15 protein-coding genes are annotated in these 18,262 nt (G+C 40.5%); 9 read left to right on the top strand and 6 right to left on the bottom strand.

What is annotated here, in order from left to right; all coding sequences use genetic code 11:
• Position 1 precedes the first annotated feature (1 nt).
• The gene (locus CV014_RS07450) at positions 2-466 is read right to left on the bottom strand and encodes a winged helix-turn-helix transcriptional regulator (protein ID WP_268964546.1); all 465 of its coding nucleotides are present in this window, start codon (positions 464-466) and stop codon (positions 2-4) included.
• 20 nt (positions 467-486) lie between these two features.
• Here CV014_RS07450 and CV014_RS07445 point away from each other — a divergent pair, with 20 nt between their 5' ends.
• Positions 487-1,344, top strand: a complete 858-nt coding sequence (locus CV014_RS07445; RefSeq protein ID WP_236141454.1) for an SDR family oxidoreductase — start codon at positions 487-489, stop codon at positions 1,342-1,344.
• A gap of 204 nt (positions 1,345-1,548) precedes the next feature.
• Positions 1,549-2,778: a hypothetical protein gene (locus tag CV014_RS07440; protein ID WP_236141453.1), complete on the top strand. Its 1,230-nt coding sequence runs from the start codon at positions 1,549-1,551 to the stop codon at positions 2,776-2,778.
• Between the two features lie 92 nt (positions 2,779-2,870).
• Here CV014_RS07440 and CV014_RS07435 read toward each other — a convergent pair whose 3' ends face one another.
• From CV014_RS07435 to CV014_RS07425, 3 genes are all read right to left on the bottom strand, one after another.
• The gene (locus CV014_RS07435; protein WP_236141452.1) at positions 2,871-3,923 is read right to left on the bottom strand and encodes an AI-2E family transporter; all 1,053 of its coding nucleotides are present in this window, start codon (positions 3,921-3,923) and stop codon (positions 2,871-2,873) included.
• Between the two features lie 56 nt (positions 3,924-3,979).
• Positions 3,980-4,645, bottom strand: coding sequence for a TMEM175 family protein (locus CV014_RS07430; RefSeq protein WP_236141451.1), 666 nt, complete (start codon positions 4,643-4,645; stop codon positions 3,980-3,982).
• 101 nt (positions 4,646-4,746) lie between these two features.
• Positions 4,747-6,117, bottom strand: a complete 1,371-nt coding sequence (locus CV014_RS07425; protein WP_236141450.1) for a cytochrome P450 — start codon at positions 6,115-6,117, stop codon at positions 4,747-4,749.
• A 132-nt stretch (positions 6,118-6,249) separates the two neighbouring features.
• On the opposite strand from CV014_RS07425, the gene CV014_RS07420 reads away from it, so the two are divergent.
• Entirely contained in the window at positions 6,250-6,882 is a 633-nt protein-coding gene (locus CV014_RS07420; protein ID WP_236141449.1) for a TetR/AcrR family transcriptional regulator, read from the top strand.
• A gap of 92 nt (positions 6,883-6,974) precedes the next feature.
• Here CV014_RS07420 and nifX read toward each other — a convergent pair whose 3' ends face one another.
• Together nifX and nifE are read right to left on the bottom strand one after the other, a co-directional pair.
• Complete coding sequence (gene nifX, locus CV014_RS07415; protein WP_236141448.1) at positions 6,975-7,376, bottom strand: nitrogen fixation protein NifX; 402 nt, start codon at positions 7,374-7,376, stop codon at positions 6,975-6,977.
• 116 nt (positions 7,377-7,492) lie between these two features.
• Positions 7,493-8,863, bottom strand: a complete 1,371-nt coding sequence (gene nifE / locus CV014_RS07410) for a nitrogenase iron-molybdenum cofactor biosynthesis protein NifE (protein WP_236141447.1) — start codon at positions 8,861-8,863, stop codon at positions 7,493-7,495.
• A 1,484-nt stretch (positions 8,864-10,347) separates the two neighbouring features.
• Here nifE and CV014_RS07405 point away from each other — a divergent pair.
• The 6 genes from CV014_RS07405 to CV014_RS07380 all read left to right on the top strand — a co-directional run bounded on the left by CV014_RS07405 (position 10,348) and on the right by CV014_RS07380 (position 18,200).
• Positions 10,348-11,997, top strand: a complete 1,650-nt coding sequence (locus CV014_RS07405) for a nitrogenase subunit alpha (RefSeq protein WP_236141446.1) — start codon at positions 10,348-10,350, stop codon at positions 11,995-11,997.
• 773 nt (positions 11,998-12,770) lie between these two features.
• Positions 12,771-14,189: a cytochrome ubiquinol oxidase subunit I gene (locus tag CV014_RS07400; RefSeq protein WP_236141445.1), complete on the top strand. Its 1,419-nt coding sequence runs from the start codon at positions 12,771-12,773 to the stop codon at positions 14,187-14,189.
• A gap of 21 nt (positions 14,190-14,210) precedes the next feature.
• On the top strand, positions 14,211-15,224 hold the full coding sequence (gene cydB, locus CV014_RS07395) for a cytochrome d ubiquinol oxidase subunit II (protein WP_236141444.1): 1,014 nt from the start codon (positions 14,211-14,213) through the stop codon (positions 15,222-15,224).
• 100 nt (positions 15,225-15,324) lie between these two features.
• Positions 15,325-16,158, top strand: a complete 834-nt coding sequence (locus CV014_RS07390) for a nucleotide-binding protein (protein ID WP_442946892.1) — start codon at positions 15,325-15,327, stop codon at positions 16,156-16,158.
• Between the two features lie 112 nt (positions 16,159-16,270).
• On the top strand, positions 16,271-16,621 hold the full coding sequence (locus CV014_RS07385) for a hypothetical protein (protein ID WP_236141442.1): 351 nt from the start codon (positions 16,271-16,273) through the stop codon (positions 16,619-16,621).
• Positions 16,622-17,015: 394 nt separating this feature from the next.
• A complete protein-coding gene (locus tag CV014_RS07380) occupies positions 17,016-18,200 on the top strand; it encodes a substrate-binding domain-containing protein (RefSeq protein ID WP_236141441.1) in 1,185 nt (394 codons plus the stop codon).
• The last annotated feature ends 62 nt before the right edge of the window (positions 18,201-18,262 follow it).

Below are 18,262 nucleotides of genomic sequence, written 5' to 3'. Positions count from 1 at the left end.
ACTATCGCTCTAACTTCTTCCTTGCATCCAACACCCTTGGCGTATTGACTTCAATCCAATCTGCTAAGGCGGCGACGCGATCGGCGACTTCTTCTCCCATTGGAGTCAGGCTGTACTCAACAACAGGCGGAACCACATGGTGAGATACACGCAACACAAAACCATCTTCCGTCAGGGATTGTAGACTTTGAGCCAGCATTTTTTCACTGACTCCGCCCATTTTGCGTCTCAACTCGCTAAATCTGTGAGTCCTTTGGCGCAGCGTAATCAGAATCAGTACGCCCCATTTGCTGCAAACGTGTTTCAGAATGTCTCGTGAAGGACATGGCGCGGCGAAAATATTCCCTATTTCCAGGCGTTGTGTCAGCGTCCTGGAATCATCATGGCGATCGCTCATATACTTACTTTTTTGTTGGTACTTACCAAAAGTTAGTAATGCAATTATATTAGGTTTATCGACATCCAAAAATTAACCAACTAAAAAATATGATTGTCATCACTGCTGCATCGGGTCAGTTAGGCAGATTAGTATTGCAAGAACTATTAAAATCCGTTCCTGCCAATGAATTAGTCGCTGCGGTTCGCAATCCAGAAAAAGTATCAGATTTTGCCAGTTTAGGCGTGCAGGTGCGGGAAATTGATTACAATCAACCCCACACATTAGATATTGCCTTCGCTGGTGCAGAAAAAGTATTGCTGATCTCCTCCAGTGAAATTGGCGATCGCGTCACTCAGCACACAAACGTCATCAACGCCTGTAAACAAGCCGGAGTCAAATTACTGGCTTATACCAGTCTCTTACACGCAGATAGCAGTCCCCTACCTCTAGCAGCAGAACATCACCAAACTGAAACAGTCCTGAAAAAATCTGGTGTGCCTTATGTGATATTACGCAATAGTTGGTATACCGAAAATTACACAGCAGGTATCCCGATAGCCTTGGAATATGGTGTAGTTATGGGCTGTGCTGGAGAAGCTAAAATCGCATCCGCAGCCCGCGCCGATTATGCCGCAGCCGCAGCCACCGTTTTATTAGCCAATGACCAAGCAGGTAAAGTCTATGAATTGGCTGGTGATGTAGCCTACACATTGAGCGAATTTGCGTCCGAAATCAGCCAGCAGTCTGGTAAGCAAGTGATTTATCAGAATTTGTCTGAAGATGAGTATATTAATGTATTAAAAAATGCTGGCTTACCTGAGCCTGTTGCTGTGATGTTAGCAGAATCTGAGACAGGAGCAGCAAAAGGAGGGTTGTTTGATGACAGCCAAACCCTAAGCCAACTAATAGGCCGTCCTACCACTCCTTTAAGTGAGTCTATTCAAGCACTGACAAAGATCATTTAGTGCTAACCAAAATTTGACTCATCAGGGAATCTCAATTCAGTAATGCTGGAAGAACCTCTCCCACAAGAAAAGGAGACTTTGGCTCCTCCTTCCCTCGTAGGGAAGGGGGCTGGGGGGTTAGGTTTTTGATTACTGAATCGATCCTCTAGCAACCAAGTCTATCTAGTCTGCGTCATCTAAATTACGCCCATCTGGATATATTCTATGACGCAGAAAGCTATTATTTTGACAATAGTGAGCAGCTTGATGCTGACCATTCCCTGTACATATCAATATACTTTCGCTGCCAATCCCAGTAAATTAGCTCAAATTCAACCTTCGTTAACAGCAACTGAGATACCTAAATCTGTTATCTTACAGGTGCGTCAAGATATGGCGAAACGGTTAAATGTGAAACTGGCTAATGTCCAGGTGGCGCGAGTAGAATCAAAAGTATTTGATAGTTGTTTGAATCTGCCAGCCAAGAATGAAAAATGTAACAAAATCGGTTACAAGGGTTGGGCGATTAGGGTTAGTGCAGGTAAGCAGATTTGGTTATATCACGCAGTTTCACCCAAAATCCCAGGTAATAATTTCCGCATCAATTGGTTGCAAAGTTTACCTCAGTCTGTAAGACAACAAGTAATTAGCCATGTCAATCGACTCAACCAACAAAATATCGGGAAAATCCAAATTTTATCAGTTGAATCACGGCTATGGAAAAACGATTGTTTGGAACTTCCCAAAACCGAAAAACGCTGTAATTTTGTCAAAACCCCAGGATGGTTAATCAAGCTCACCAAAGATAAATCGGATGAATCGAAACCCACACAATGGATATATCGCAGCGATTTAGATGGAAAGATAGTGGAACTGGATTTAGTTGCAAGCGTAGGGAATCTACCCCAGAAAATCAATGCAGATATTTTATCCGATGCCGCAAAACGTTCCCAAACACAGCTTTCTGATTGGAAAGTCGATGAAATTAAAAACGTCCAATGGTCGGGTACTGGTGGAGATGGGCCTTCAAGACCAATAACGGGGACTGTTCCCGTCGAGAATTACACGTTTGGTTGGAAAGTCTTGATTTCCTCCACTAAACAAAGATGGGTATATTATGCAACCAAAAACGAATTTGAATTTGATGCACCTAAAAGCATTCCCTCATATCTCGTTGAGGAAGCAATCAAAACCGCATCCATACAAACAGGAAAACCTCAGAGTAACTTTCGGTTACATTGGGCCGACTTGGTAACTTGGGATGATACTTGCTTGGGTGTGACCATTAATCAACCAACTTGTGAAAAAACCCCCGTTCTGGGTTGGAGAATTAGTTTGATGGAAAGTTCAACTTTGTATACTTTCCATAGTCGTTTTAATAGCGATGTGCAATTTGTGAGTAGTAGTCCCTGGCTTCCCCCTCCATCTGCTAATCCTGCTAGACAAAGTTTGTGAAAACAGCGAAGGGGATAACTAGTACAACAAGGCAAAAGGAAAAAGAAATAATAACTATACCACAAGCCTTTTAGCGATTCCAGATAGTCTGTTTATGGTGTAGTAGCCCCTAATTCATCAGTGTTAAACAAAGGTTCTGCAAATTTTTTCAACAAACTAGTTAGGGGTACAGCCAGCAGAATTCCTAATACCCCACCTAATTTTGCACCACACAATAAAGAAATAAAGATAACAGTAGGATTTACGCCAGTCATTTGACCCATTAGACGAGGTGCAACAATAGTTTCGTTAATCTGTCCTACCAACACCACTATTACTAATAAATTCACTGCTAACCAAATATTTTGGATAGCAAGTATGGGAAGAATCAAGGATACTGTCACAGTTCCACCAAAAGGGATAAAACTCGCTATCCCAATCACAAAACCAAATAATAGCCCGAAGGGAATTTGAAATACCAAAAATAAAACTATAAGTGCAGTACCTTCAATCATTGCTAAAGTTGCTTGTCCTGCAAAGTAGTTTTGAAAACTCTGCTGAATCAGAGATGGTAATTGGACATTCCAAGGTTGAGGGAATAGTTTAAACAGCGCATTCCATAAACTAGAACCGTTAAAAATTAGGAGGATGGTGAGGACGATTGTAATCAGTAAATTCAGCGTACTATCAAAGACACCAAAGAGAAAATCTACAATTTGACTGGGTAAAGATTCTAGACTTTGAGTAAATTTATTGATAACTTCTGTAATAAGGTTGGCAGCATCAAAAGATAAGCCTGCTAGGGGTGTATCGATGTGGATTTCTTGGAGTTGTCTTTGTCCTTGATCTATTAATGCTGGTAGGCGATCGCCAAATTCAATTAATTGTTGATATACAATCGGTGCAACACCAAAACCCAGAACTAAAAAAGCTGTAACGGCAAGTATGAGAACCAACAATACCGACCAAATCCTTCCCACACCCCGTTTTTCAAGATAACTAATAGGAAAATTTAAGAGAAAAGCTAGTAAAGCAGCAACTAATACAATGTTGGGTATTGGTTGTAATTGCTGTGAGATTATTTGCAATAACCAAAAATTGAGAAACAGCACGGGAATCACCAAACACCAAACTGTCCAACGCGGAAGACTTAAATTTGCTAACATCTGATTTATTTACTTCTGAAACTATTACCACAAATGATTTGCTAAAATTGACAGAATTAACGTAACAATTCACCCGACTTGTTCAAATATTTTTCCAAAGGAGAATAGATAAAAAACAGCACCACCCAAAAATAGTCCCATAACTCTTGGTTAAGATATGCCACCCCAATGGAAATCAATGCACATATCGGTTCAATTAAAGCTTTGATTTTGATGGAGCGAATTGTCACATCATCTAAATCGCTATCTACTAATTTGCGATCACTTGTTGCATAAGACCAACTTAGCCAAGAAACAAACCCAATTACAGCGATATTTAAACTAAACCAAACTTTGACCAGAAAATTATCTGGAAATGTGATGACTAAATCATTAGATAAAGGCACTAAAAACAAGACCATTAAATACCCTACAGAAATCCACAAATGGTTTTCATCGGTTCTCCGCAGATATTTGAATTGGCGGGAATTAGAAATCCAATAAGTTGCGACTAAAACAAAGGTGATAGTGTATGTTCCCAACGGTTTTAACTGACTCAACAAAAACCCATTGATATCACTATTAGTCATGGCTTTAGCATCTTCTGGTAAGTCAAAGGCAATTACCATTAAAGCCATTGCAAAAGCAAAAATAGAATCACTCAAACGTGCTAAAGATACAATACTTTCGGAACTATTTTGATTGCTTTGAATAATCTGATTCTGCTCTATTAATCCCTTCATAATTTCATCACCTGTACAATATGAGAGAAAAATAGATACCCGACTGATTGAAGAAGTCGGATATCTGACCGCAACCAACTTCTCATGATGTGAAGTAAATTCTATGCAGCTGCTTTCAAGAGAAATTGAATACCATGTCTGGCGCGGAGGGTAATAGATATCTGAAGTTCAATGTTTTGATCGCTAACGAGATCCAGTTGGAATTTTTGGGCGATTGCTGCTAGTAATAATACCGCTTCCATCAGGGCAAAACTCTTACCAATACAAACACGCGGCCCATCACCGAAGGGGAAATACACACCACGAGGTAGCTGTTTTTCTAGGTCATTAGCCCAGCGTTCTGGCTGAAACAATTCTGGTTCGGAAAAATAACGCCCATCACGGTGCATAGCCCATTGACTAACAATTATGTTTGTTCCTTTGGGAATGAAATAACCACCAATTTCACAATCTTGAGTTGCTTCTCGTGAAATTTCGGTAACAGGGGGATACAGGCGCATAGATTCTTTAATCACCCAATTGGTGTAAGTTAACTGGGGTAAATCAGCTAGGGTGGGTGTGCGTCCGTTCAACACTGTTTTGAGTTCTGCACTGAGTTTTTCGCGGACATCGGGATTTTGCGCCAATTGCAGGAATGTCCAAGAAAGGGTGTTAGCGGTGGTTTCGTGTCCTGCCAAAATTAATGTTACAGCTTCGTCTCGCAATTGTTTATCAGTCATGCGGCTACCATCATCCGCATCTTCGACTTGCATCAGCATTCCCAATAAATCTTTGCCTGTTTTACCACTGGCGCGACGCTCTTTAATAATGGCATATACTGCTTCATCAAATAGAGCGATCGCTTTTTGATAACGTCTCTCCATATCTTCTTCACTAATCTCTTGGGTGTTTTGTTTTAACTCCGCAATTTCCGACAGTGCAGACATGACATTTTTGGCTGCTTGATATTCAAACCAGTTCATGGTTTCAACTAGCGCATTATCAATACTAACTGCGGCTGTATCCTCTACATTCTGATCAAACAGGGTTTTCATGACGATGTTGAGGCTGAGGCGCATCATAGCTGCTTGTATATCCTTCACCTCACCACCTTGCCAAGTTTTTAACATTTGCTCGGTATAATCCACCATTACCGCCCCATAGCTGTTAATCTGCTGTTGGTGAAAGACTGGCTGGGCTAGTCGTCGTTGTCGTAACCAAAAATCGCCTTCACTGGTGATCAAGCCATTACCTAGTACACCACTTATTACTTGCATATCTTTTGCTTTCACAAACAAGAGTCTGTCTTTTAACACTTCAGTAATGTAGTCGGGATTGGTCAACACACAAAACCATTGATCATCAAATTTCAGAGGAACGATACCTTCATATTCTTGGGTGCAGCGTTGCATAAATCCCAGATGATCGCGGCTGTATTCTTCTAAAGCGGTTACAGGATTGGGATGGGGTAGGGTCTGTAAATTCTTGCTCATTGTCAGAGACTCCATTTAAGTTGCGGGTTTATGTGAGCGAAGCTCATATTTAGATAATATGAGCATCATTCATATTTGTCAACTAGAATGTGAGTAATCCTCAAATATTTATTTTTGTTCTGGAGATCATGTATGACTCAAAGTCCCTTAAACCCAGTGGGAATGCGCCGCCAACCCCGACAAGCCCGCAGTCAGGAGCGAGTCAACCGGATTATAGATGTGGCAGAAAAACTGTTTATTACCCAGGGATATGATGCGACTACTACCAATGCGATCGCTTCTCACGCTCAAATACCCATCGGGTCACTCTATCAGTTTTTCCCCGATAAGACCGCCATTGTGCAAGCTTTAGCCCTGCGTTATTGCGAACTTTTACATCAACGCTTGGCAATACTCCATCATCCTGAGTTTGCGAAACTACCCTTATCTACCCTGGTTGACCATTTGATTGATATCAGTGAAAAATTTTTCTGGGAGAATCCTGGCTACTATGAGATTTTCATGGAAGTTCAAGGTGTAATCCCAGAAGTACAAGCCATTGAAGATGCAGCTGATGCGAAACTCATGGGAGATTTGGCTAGTTTACTCGCCCAACGGGAAGCAGGTTTAGATCAGACTGATTATGAAGCGATCGCCTTTGTCTTGGTAAAAGCGATCGGTAATTTAATGTGGCTTTCCCTCAGCCAAGAACCACATTTTCGACAACGGCTGATAGCAGAAATGAAGCGGTTTACCTTCAATTACTTGCAAAGCAATTTGCAGTAGATATAATTTATAACCCCAACTTTTTGAAAAAGTTGGAGTTATGACAACTGAGGAAAAATTTAGTATCACCCAACCACTAACAAAAACTTGAATTAATCTTCATCATGAGCATACGCTAATTCCCGATTTTCCTGTAGCAAAGCCTTACGTAAAAGTGGTGGTGCATCACCATTGAGACTATTCACCAACATATGTAAAATATCAGGAACTGTATCATATTCTTGCGCTCTAACGATAGTCATACCCTGCTTAATTAACTTATTGCCAGCAGGTTTACCAATCGCCTTCACATAGAGAATTGTACAGTCACTAACTGCTGCCATTTTTGGTGCAATCTTATCTTCGTGGGTAGCTTCTTCTAATTCACCCTCAAAGGTTAAAGTCTCCACAAAATTAAATCCATCCTTATTGACTTCATACACATCAATTTCCTTAGCCCAACCAAAATGAGTATCAACATGAGTTCCGTCGCTAGTCGTAAAAGCTACTTTCATTGATTTACTCCATAAAAAAAAGTGATTGTTTTTCATCCCATTCCCCTACACACGCCAGTTTGCTCAAGTCGGGAGACCCGCCCACGCAACTGGCTCCCCTACACCCTTAATCCTTCCTACTCCCAAGGAGCAGGCTGCCTAACTTGTTCCCACACAGGACTATACAAGGCTTCATAAAATTCCCGCGCCATTTCCACCATTCCCGCATAACCAGCATAAGCATGATGACGCTCATGATTAATATCTAAAAAAGGAATGCGTGCTTTAATCGCTGTGTATTGATTACTAGCACCAGCCACTAAAATATCTGCATTAGTATCTTCTATTACTTTTAGTAAAGCCTTGGGGCCACCCTTAGCTAAAACCATGCCATCTTGACCCAGTAATTCCTTGATTTTAGCCTTTTCATCTTGAGTATTCTTCCTATCACTAGTAGCAACAACCTTCATACCCAAATCTTTTGCTGCTAAAATCACTGACCAACTTTTGACACCCCCACTATAAAGAACAATCCGCTTTCCTTGTAACTGAGAACGATAAGGAGCAAGGGCGATATCTAAAGCTGCGGTTTCTTCTGCAATTAACCATTCCGTCCTTTCTTGTAAATATTGATCACCGAATGCTGCTGCAATATTTCGCAAACAACGATTCATATTTTCTATCCCAAAGAAAGATTCTTCAATATAAGAAATGTCATAACGTTCCTGCATTGTTTGTGCCATTTTTAGAGACACATTCGAGCAAATTACCACATTCAATTTCGCGCGGTGAGCATAGCAAATTTCTTGATAACGCGCATCACCAGTAATTTTGGACAGAACCCGAATCCCCAATTTCTGAAACAATGGTAAAACATTCCAGATTTCCCCAGCAACATTGTAATCACCAATAATATTGATATCAAATGGCGTAGTAAATTCTGGTTCAGCCGTTCCCACCACATAATCTAATAAGGCTTCCCCAGCAATCCGGTTGCCTAAATTTTTACTCCCAAGAAATCCAGGCGCGTTGATATAAACAACCGGAATTCCAAATTGATTTGTAGCTTTTTTACAAACACTTTCGACATCGTCACCAATCAAAGCCGTGACACAAGTAGAATAGACAAAAATAGCAGCCGGATGATAACGTTGAGCAATGTGTATAATAGATTTTTCTAGCTTTTTTTCACCACCAAAAATGATTTCACTTTCACTCAAATCAGTAGAAAAACCCATTTGGTATAGTTCTGAGCCAGAAGAAAGACTACCGCGACTACCCCAAGGATTGCGAGTGCAACCAACGGGGCCATGTACTAAATGAACTGCATCCGTAATTGGGCCAAGAGCCACCATTGCCCCCTCAAAAGGACAATTTCCCTGTGCTGCACCTGGTTTTGGTGGTTTTTTACAAGTCGTTTTATTCTGCTTGCTCTGCAATTTTTTTAGGTTGTATTCGCAGGCTATTTCATCAAGTAATTTGTTGATTTCTTCTTGTGTATTTCTCATATCTTTGCTCATGTTAGTTAAGATAAATAATCCAATAAAGACACCATCAAAAGACGACCTATACTTTTTGAGCAACTTCCTGTTAAAAATTCAGGGTGCGTCAGTATAAATAATTTTGGGTGTAGTTAAGTTTTCTCGCAATAACGAACCCTAAAAAACTGTCAATTGCGGATACTTTATTTTTTGGTATTCCCTAAATTAATTTCTCTAAAATTATAGAAATTAGAGAAAGTGGGAAAGGAGAATTGCCCTTTCCCCAAGATAAATGCACCCTAACCAGCAAGCTTTTATTGTGTTTGGAAATTCTATCAGGCTCATGATTAGACGTGGCTAAACAAGACCTTTTAATGCCAGATAAAATACCTAATTAATGAATCGGATAGAAACAGCCAAATCTTCTTACGTATCCCCATTTTGTAGGAAGACCTGTTATGCCTTCGCTATTTTTATCTTTTCTAGTGCAAGTATAGCATACATTTTGCCATCTTACTTGCTATTTTTTAATTTTGTCGCAAAAAAACTATATATTTGGCAAAAATACTTATTAATACCAGATGAATATCAGAAAGTATGCAAGTTTAAATAACATTGTGCTAAAATAATTGCGTAAACCATAATTGCTATGCAATAAATTATGATGATGCTCTAGCTCCTGAGACGAGATTAACCAACCAACATGAGTCGCCACAGATTAACACTCGTCTGCAAACTACTATTTAAAACCAGGAGCAGAGGGAGTACAGAAAGAAAAGTCAACGAAAAGGACAAAGGATAGGGGACGGAGGGTGAAGGGGAAAAGCCCATAGAAAAATATTTACGGAAAAATTAGTCTGCCTATCATTGATATTTTCAGATTTGTCTGACATCCCAAAATCAACAAGCATATATGCCAAGAAAAGAACAAGGCTGGATTACATTTCAAGCTTCGCAGGAAGAGATAGAACTGAGAGAACTATCTCATCAGGATACAACACAAAACCATGAAATGCTTATCAACATAACAAGACAACAGCAAGTAGTAAGTAGAGGCAATAGCAAAATCAACAATATATAGAGAATATAAAAACACTCAGATTTACATATTCTGTCTACGCCCATTCTACAAAAAACATCAGTAGACAGAAATTTTTTCATGCAAAAATAGAGAAAATAATATTGGAATTTTCTAGATATTTATTTTTAGAATTGTCGTTCTAGTTACTATCACCAACCAAAGGAAATATTACTATTTAAATAGTTGAGACAGTGAGATGAATTTCAACACCTTTCAGTGAAACTGAAAAGTTAAGTTGGGTTGAACGCGCGCGCAACCCAACCTTTTTCAACTTTGTTTTTATCTATATTTACAACATTGCTAATTCAATTTCGTAGTAAGGACTTTAGTCCTTTATAGCCTTTTTTACTCTACTAACGGACAAACTTATCTGCGTTTAATTATCCTTACCTATTTTTTAAATTAAAAACTAGCCAAGGAGAATAGAGAAATGCCACTGAAACTATTAAAGTGTGACGAATCAATCCCAGAAAAAGAAAAGCAGCTATACATCTTCTGTGTAGAATGTCCAGGATTTGCAGGTGTGAGCCAATCCAAAGGACACCACGTATTAAACATCGCCTGGATTAACGAAAAAGTCGGCACATTAGAGCCAGAAATCACCTCACCCTACACCATCAACGTCATTGGTGACTACAACATCCAAGGCGATACCTTCGTTCTAGAGAAGTACATGGAAAAAATGGGCGTACAAATCATCGCCCACTTCACCGGAAATGGTACCTATGATTCCTTACGGGGAATGCACAGAGCGCAACTCAACGTTACTAACTGTGCGCGTTCAGCAGGATATATCGCCAACGAACTCAAAAAGAGATATGGTATTCCCTGTCTAGACGTAGACACTTGGGGTTTTGACTATTGCCAAGAAGCACTACGCAAAATCGGCGCATTCTTTGGCATTGAAGACAGAGCCGAAGCCGTCATTGCCGAAGAAGTCGCTAAATACCAAGACAAAATGAATTGGTACAAAGAACGACTTAAAGGCAAAAAAGTCTGTATTTGGACAGGTGGCCCCAGACTATGGCACTGGACAAAGGCTCTAGAAGATGACTTGGGGATGCAAGTAGTATCCATGTCTTCCAAGTTCGGACACCAAGAAGACTTTGAGAAAGTCATTGCCAGAGGTCAAGAAGGCACAATCTATATTGATGATGGTAATGAATTAGAGTTCTTTGAAGTCCTGGAAATGATTCGTCCTGATGTGGTGTTGACTGGGCCAAGGGTAGGTGCGTTAGTGAAGAAACTGCACTTGCCTTATATCAATGGTCATGGTTATCACAATGGGCCATACATGGGCTTTGAAGGTGCTGTGAATATGGCAAGAGATTTGTACAATGCCATTTATTCTCCTCTGATGCAGCTTGCTGCTTTTGATGTTCGTGATGATTTTGCGGCAAATGTAAACAACAAAGAATTACCATCTCCTTCTAAATACCATCAGGAAGAAAACAGCAATGGTAGTAGAAAGGAAAGCGAAATCTTAATTGATGAACAGGCTGTTTTGGAAATATCTAGTAATCACAGTAATTGTGTAGATGCCAAAGCTTTGTTCACTGATATGTCATATATTTCTACATCAGAGACACCATACTTGGATTTAGAAATTAACAACGTTGTCACTACCAATAATAGGAACATTATGGAAAGCAGAATAGAACAATTAAAATCAGTTGCTCTAACTTCTGATGAAGTGATATTAGAACCGGAAATTGCTAAAGTTGAAGCTCAGGTATTACCGGATAATGAGCAGGGTACTCAATGGCTAGAAATTGGGAAAAAGATTTGGGGGTTATTAGCTAAATCCTCTCAATATCTCGGTAATTTCTCTGTGGAATATAAGCGCATCATTATTGGCATTGGCTTAATTTTGGTAATGCTATTTGCGGTAAAATTACTCATGGTTTTACTATACACTGTCAATGATATTCCTGTGGTCAATTTAAGTTTTGAGTTCATTGGCATGGTTTCGGTGACATGGTTTTTCTTGCGCTATTTACTCAAAGCTTCTACACGCAAGGAATTAGCTACGAAAATCCGCTTCATTAAGCAAGAAATTGTTGATGGTGATGAAGGTTAATTAGGGATTTTCAGTCAATATTCAATTGTCTTATATGTAGGGTGTGTTAGGCGCAAGCCGTAACGCACCGAAAGATGTAGGTTGAGTTAAACGCAGTGCAACCCAACATAAATTTCGGAAAATCAACATAGATGTTGGTGTTGGGTTTCCTCATGTCAAACCAACCTACAATTTTTGTCTTTGAATATAGGGTTTAAAATGCTCACGCAGAGGCGCAGTGAGCAGTCCGTTGGGCGGCTTTGCCGACTTGAAGGAACTGCGAACCCGAAGGGAGGCACAGAGAATAAACAATATAACTAATATATTAAATACTAGATGAGAGTGCTATTGTCAAAAGACAAGTTGTCGAAGCATCGTCTTTAAAAGGTACTTTTTTAGGAGAAATGTTGATGATTTAATAAGACGAATTGTCGAAGTTTATCAAACATAGAGGAAGGGCGTGTTGCTGAATAATGGAGCAGGGTTATAGAGGAATTTATTAGGGATTTATTCACTGAAAAATTATGATATTTAGCATTATTTGGTGGCACTAAATACAGAAAATACAACAAAATTTATCTAGTGTAAGATTAATATTCACGTTCAAATTGAGAGAGTTTAATTTCAAGGTCAGGAGATAATTTTTCCTGCGAAACACCTGATTAATTTTGAATGTTACTCGTGAATCATCATCCATTCATCTCAAATAATGTGCGTAAATCTCGTGGTGTTTGACGGATTCAAGATTTAGCTTTTCAAAACCGACTCATGGAGAGAATATTGGAGAACACACAATGAATTTTCTTTCAGATACAGTGATGCTGTCGCGTATTCAATTTGCAGTCACCAGCATCTTTCATATGTTTTGGCCTATCCTCACAATTGGGATGTCTTGGTATTTATTTGTTGTCGAGATTTTATGGCTAAAAACTAAAAATCCTACTTTTTATCACCATGCACGTTTTTGGTCAAAACTCTACATTCTCAATTTTGGTCTTGGTGTGGCTTCTGGTGTGGCGATTGAATTTGAATTTGGTGCAAACTGGGCCCCATTTTCTCTAGCTGTGGGTGATTTTTTAGGCAGTATTTTAGGTTTTGAAGGTACGATGGCCTTTATGCTAGAAGCTGCTTTTTTAGGGATTATGATTTATGGCTGGAATAGAATTCCACCATTGATGCACCTTTTTGCAACCTTATGTGTAGCGGTTGGTGCGAGTCTCTCATCTTTCTGGATTATTGTTGCTAACTCCTGGATGCAAACACCAGCCGGTGGGGAAATGGTGAATGGTAAATTTCTGGTTCACAGTTATCTAGAAGCCATTTTTAACCCCGCAGCTTTGAATAGCTGGTTTCACATGATCTTGGCGATTCTAGAAACTGCTTTGTTTGTGATTGGTGGGATTAGTGCTTGGTATATCCTCCACAAGCGTTATGAGGAGTTTTTTAGCAAGTCTTTCAAGATTGCGATCGCACTTGCTATTCTTGTCACACCCCTACAAATTCTAGTTGGTCACTTCAGTGGTGAGGAAGTATACCACAATCAACCCAGTAAATTAGCTGCGATCGAAGCTTTATGGGACACTGTACCCGCAGGTGAATCAGCACCTTGGAATGTTTTAGTTGCACCCAATGACCAGGAAAATAAAAATAATTGGTCACTCAGTGTTCCTAATGGTTTAGGTATGGTGTTGGAAATGAAGCCCAAACTTTCTGAACCTGTACTGGGTTTAAATGAGTGGAAACCAGAAGACAGACCCCATGCAGTTTCTTTGATATTTTATACCTTCCGTATCATGGTAGGTATCGCCTTCTTTTTCCTGGGTTTGATGGGTGTCAGTGTCGTCCAATGGTTACGCGGTAAGCTGACTGTGGAAAATATTACCACCCAAACTTGGTTAATGCGGGCGTGGATATTAGCTGCACCCTTGGGTTATGTCGCCGTCGAATCTGGTTGGATGGTACGAGAAGTTGGTAGACAACCTTGGATTGTGTACGGACAAATTCGGACAGCCGAGGCGGTTTCTAATGTCCCAGCCAGCAACGTCTTAATTTCACTCCTGGGTTACACCAGTATTTATCTGTTGTTGTTCGCCTGCGCCTTATACTTTGGTCGTCGGATAGTTCTCCAAGGGCCGAATTTAGGACTACCCTTACCCAATCAAGATGCACAGCACAGCGACATAGGACAAATCACAGAAAGCGTACACAACTAATACCCAATTATCACAACTCTCATGGAATCCGTAAGCACCACTCTACCATTGCTCTGGTTTGGACTTGTTGCCCTGTTCCTCACCTTGTACTTAATTACCGATGGCTTTGATTTAGGCGTAGGAATTTTAACGCTAACTGCTGCTAACGAAGCACGACGGGGGATCATTATCAATACCCTCAGCACCGTTTGGGATGCCAATGAAACTTGGTTAGTATGTACAGGGGGTTTGTTGTATGGAGCTTTCCCCCTGGCTTACGCTACTATCGTTAATGCCCTCTACATTCCAATTACTTTGATGGTGATTGGGTTTATCTTCCGCGCCGTCGCCTTTGAATTTCGGGAACATTCCCTAGACAAAACCTTTTGGAATATCGGTTTTGGTGGCGGTAGTTTGTTAGTGGCTTTCGCCCAAGGATTAGTATTAGGTGGCGTAATTGCGGGGATTAAAGTTGATGCAGCCGGAAACTTTATTGGTGGGACTTGGGATTGGTTAAATTTACCATCAATATTAATAGCGATCACAGTTGTTCAAGGCTATGTATTGATTGGTTCAACTTATTTGATTACCAAAACAGAAGGCGAACTCAAACGATATCACTACATTACCGCCAAATTTAGTGCCATCACCACATATTTGGGTGCGTTAGTCCTGACAATTGCCACACCGATGTTCTACGAACAAGTCAAAGAAAGGCTATTCCATCAACCAGAAGTAGTGATATTTGCTGCTATTCCTGTCTTAGCGACTGGTGCAGCCGGACTACTGATGAATAGTATCAACCGCCGTCAAGAAATCATGCCTTTCATCTGGACAATTGTACTTTTCTTGATCACTATTTTGGCGTTGGCTTTCGTCGTATTTCCTTACATCATCCCTTTCCAAATCACCATCTATCAGGCTTCTTCCTCTTTGAGTTCCCAAGCCTTCATGATTGCTTTTATCGGCTTTTTTGTCCCGATTTTACTGTTCTACAACATCTATCTTTACCGAGTATTTAAAGGTAAGGTTGTTAGCCCTCATTATGGGGAGTAGAAACGCAGAGGTAAGCGCAGAGGTACGCAAAGTTCTCTTAACCTTTGCGCCTTTGCGCCTTTGCGTGAGATAAATTCCTATTTTCTATCGGTGAATGTCTATGCGGAAGATTGCTATCTACGGTAAAGGGTGTATCGGTAAGTCTAGCATTACTCAAAACACTGTAGCGGCACTAGCTGAAATGGGTCGTAAAGTGATGCTGGTAGGATGCGACTCCAAAGCAGATTCTACCAGACTGCTTTTAGGAAGATTGCACCCGAAAATTCTACTCAACACACTACGCGAAGAATCAGAAGATTTGCACCTAGAAGACTTTCGCAAAGAAGGATGGGGAAAGACTTTTTGTGTGGAATCAGGAGGGCCTGAACCTGGGGTGGGATGTACTGGACGCAGTGTCATTACATCAATAGGCTTACTGGAACAACTAGGTGCTTACGATGCAAAACTACAGCTTGATTATGCTTTTTATGATGGTTTAAGTAGTGTGGTGTGCAGTGGGTTTGTCATGCCTATGCGTGAGAAGAAAGCTCAAGAAGTTTACATTGTCACGTCTGGGGACAGTTTGTCTTTGTATACCATCAATAATATCTGCCGAGGAATCCAAAAATATGCGTTTCTAGGTGGTGTGCGTTTGGGAGGGTTAATCTATAACTCTCCCAATTTTGATCAAGAAGATGATTTAGTTCAGGCTTTTGCAGAACAATTGGGGACTCAAATTATCTATTCCATACCCAGAGATAATATAGTGCAGCAAGCAGAATTTCACAATCAAACAGTGATTGCTTATGCTCCTAATTGTGAACAAGCACAACATTATCGTCACCTAGCCAAAGCAATTGACCAGAATACTAATTTTGTCGTTCCCAAACCTTTGTCTAATCAGCAGCTTGAAACATTATGGATGAAGTGGGGAGTTTTGAGTTTTGAGTGCTGAGTTGTGTTAGCAGTAGCGCGGCGTTTAGCAGGTGCTAAGTTTTGAGTTGTGAGTCATTAGTTTTTCTTCCCTACACCCCTATACCCTCAAAATATTTCAGGAGTATTTCATCATGTTGACTGAAGAAGCTTTAGTGCAGAAATTTACTACTGTTGTTAACGATCGCTGTCCTGAACTGAATACTTTACTTAAATACTGTCATGTCGAGCTTGTCAACTCCTACTGGGGTAAACCCGAAAAACTTCTACAGTATTTTGTAATTTACGCTCCTCATCAACTGTTTGCTTCAGTAAGTGCTTACAAAGAAACTTTTAGAGGTGTCGCTGAGGATATGGGAATAGCCAATGCGATTTGTATGAACGCTACACGCATTATCCGCGATCGCTGTTCTACATTAAAACAAAAAGACCCCGTATTATGGTTAGAACTGCAATTGTTGGTATCACAGCATTTAGAACAGTAGAAGTTATAGATGAGTTTTTCTCCCCTACACCCTTACACCCTTATACCCCTACACCCCTTTTCTTCAAACTATAAAAGTCACAAATTTCTGTAACTGCATATACATTACTGACAGAAAATACCAGTATAAAAAGTTTTTTCTTTAGCAATTATTTTGGCGAAATGTATGTTAAACTTGCGTCAAGGGGGGACAAAACCTGTAAATCAACTCGCAACCAATTCAACTGACAAATTATTTGCTGTGAACATATCAATCCAGCAAGTAATGCAATATATATGCAGTCATCCAAACTCAATCACCAGTCTTCTCAAATATATAGTAGAAGGCTGTGCTATTACCTCAGCAGATTTAATTTGCTCGTGGTAGCTTCTTGTCGCGGAGTAGATAAAGTCTCATGAAGCTAGATATCAATATCTGCAACAACATCAAGTCTATCAGAACCCGTTTAGGCATGAGCCAGCAAGATTTGGCTAATATAGCTGGCGTAACCCGTCAGACGATTAGTGGTGTAGAATCTGGACAATATGCGCCTTCTGTCGCCATTACTCTACGTTTAGCTAAAGCACTTGGTTGTCAAGTCGAAAACTTATTCTGGTTAGAAGATGATTTACCTGAAATTGAAGCAGTTCTGGCTAAACCAGTCCCCACTGGACAACAACTGAGAGTGAGTCTAGCAAAGGTTGGCGGTCAATGGATAGCTTATCCTCTTGTGGGCAAGGAAGCTTTTCGCATGGAAATGATTCCGGCTGATGGTAAAGCAGAGAGTCAGACACATACGAATAAAGTCCAGGTGCGGCTGCTTGATGATTTGGACAAATTACAAAATACAGTCGTCATTGCTGGTTGTACACCGGTGATTTCCTTCTTAGCCAGAGCGACTGAACGCTGGCATCCCCAGCTACGTGTTCATTATCATTTTGCTAATAGTATGGCTGCCTTGCGTAGTTTAAATCGGGGTGAAGTCCACATTGCAGGGATGCACTTGTACGATCCGCAAACCGGAGAACATAACATTCCTTTTGCGCGAGAAGCTTTGGATGGTAGAAGTGCAGTTTTAATCACTCTAGGTATTTGGGAAGAGGGACTAGTAGTTGCGCCGGGGAATCCAATGGAAATCAAATCCTTATCTGACTTGGTGGAACTAGAAGCCAAAATCATTAACCGTGAACCTGGTTCTGGTAGTCGGATGCTATTAGAACGCAAACTGAAAGAGGAAAAAGTATCAGCAAACGCGATCAAAGGATATGAGCATATTGTCCATAGCCATCAAGACGTAGCTTTATCTATCGCCGCAGGTATCGCTGATGCTGGGGTGAGTACGGCTTCCGTGGCGGCGGCTTTTGGTTTGGGATTTATCCCCTTGCATCAAGCGCGGTATGACTTAGTGATTCTCAAGGAATACTTGGAAGAATCACCAGTACAACAATTTTTGAGTATCTTGGGACATCGCCTGGTGCAATCACAATTAGAAGTTCTAGGCGGCTATGACATCAGCGACATTGGTGAAGTTGTCGCAAACTATTTAGAGTTAAACAATCAATTATCTATTTACTATGAACAACGTGGCTATTCACATTAACGATACAACCTTGCGAGATGGGGAACAGGCGGCGGGTATAGCCTTTAATGTTGAGGAAAAAA

This window comes from Nostoc sp. CMAA1605, from assembly GCF_021596505.1.
Taxonomy (GTDB): domain Bacteria; phylum Cyanobacteriota; class Cyanobacteriia; order Cyanobacteriales; family Nostocaceae; genus Trichormus.
Note: the sequence above shows the minus strand (reverse complement) of the source record. Positions and strands in the feature narration are given on the sequence as shown.

Coding starts and splice junctions, on each gene's coding strand:
- CV014_RS07440 (WP_236141453.1), top strand. CDS start 1,549: ATGACGCAGAAAGCTATTATTTTGACAATAGTGAGCAGCTTGATGCTG.
- nifE (WP_236141447.1), bottom strand. CDS start 8,863: ATGAGAAATACACAAGAAGAAATCAACAAATTACTTGATGAAATAGCC.
- CV014_RS07435 (WP_236141452.1), bottom strand. CDS start 3,923: ATGTTAGCAAATTTAAGTCTTCCGCGTTGGACAGTTTGGTGTTTGGTG.
- CV014_RS07425 (WP_236141450.1), bottom strand. CDS start 6,117: ATGAGCAAGAATTTACAGACCCTACCCCATCCCAATCCTGTAACCGCT.
- CV014_RS07385 (WP_236141442.1), top strand. CDS start 16,271: ATGTTGACTGAAGAAGCTTTAGTGCAGAAATTTACTACTGTTGTTAAC.
- cydB (WP_236141444.1), top strand. CDS start 14,211: ATGGAATCCGTAAGCACCACTCTACCATTGCTCTGGTTTGGACTTGTT.
- CV014_RS07445 (WP_236141454.1), top strand. CDS start 487: ATGATTGTCATCACTGCTGCATCGGGTCAGTTAGGCAGATTAGTATTG.
- CV014_RS07400 (WP_236141445.1), top strand. CDS start 12,771: ATGAATTTTCTTTCAGATACAGTGATGCTGTCGCGTATTCAATTTGCA.
- nifX (WP_236141448.1), bottom strand. CDS start 7,376: ATGAAAGTAGCTTTTACGACTAGCGACGGAACTCATGTTGATACTCAT.
- CV014_RS07405 (WP_236141446.1), top strand. CDS start 10,348: ATGCCACTGAAACTATTAAAGTGTGACGAATCAATCCCAGAAAAAGAA.
- CV014_RS07430 (WP_236141451.1), bottom strand. CDS start 4,645: ATGAAGGGATTAATAGAGCAGAATCAGATTATTCAAAGCAATCAAAAT.
- CV014_RS07390 (WP_442946892.1), top strand. CDS start 15,325: ATGCGGAAGATTGCTATCTACGGTAAAGGGTGTATCGGTAAGTCTAGC.
- CV014_RS07420 (WP_236141449.1), top strand. CDS start 6,250: ATGACTCAAAGTCCCTTAAACCCAGTGGGAATGCGCCGCCAACCCCGA.
- CV014_RS07380 (WP_236141441.1), top strand. CDS start 17,016: ATGAAGCTAGATATCAATATCTGCAACAACATCAAGTCTATCAGAACC.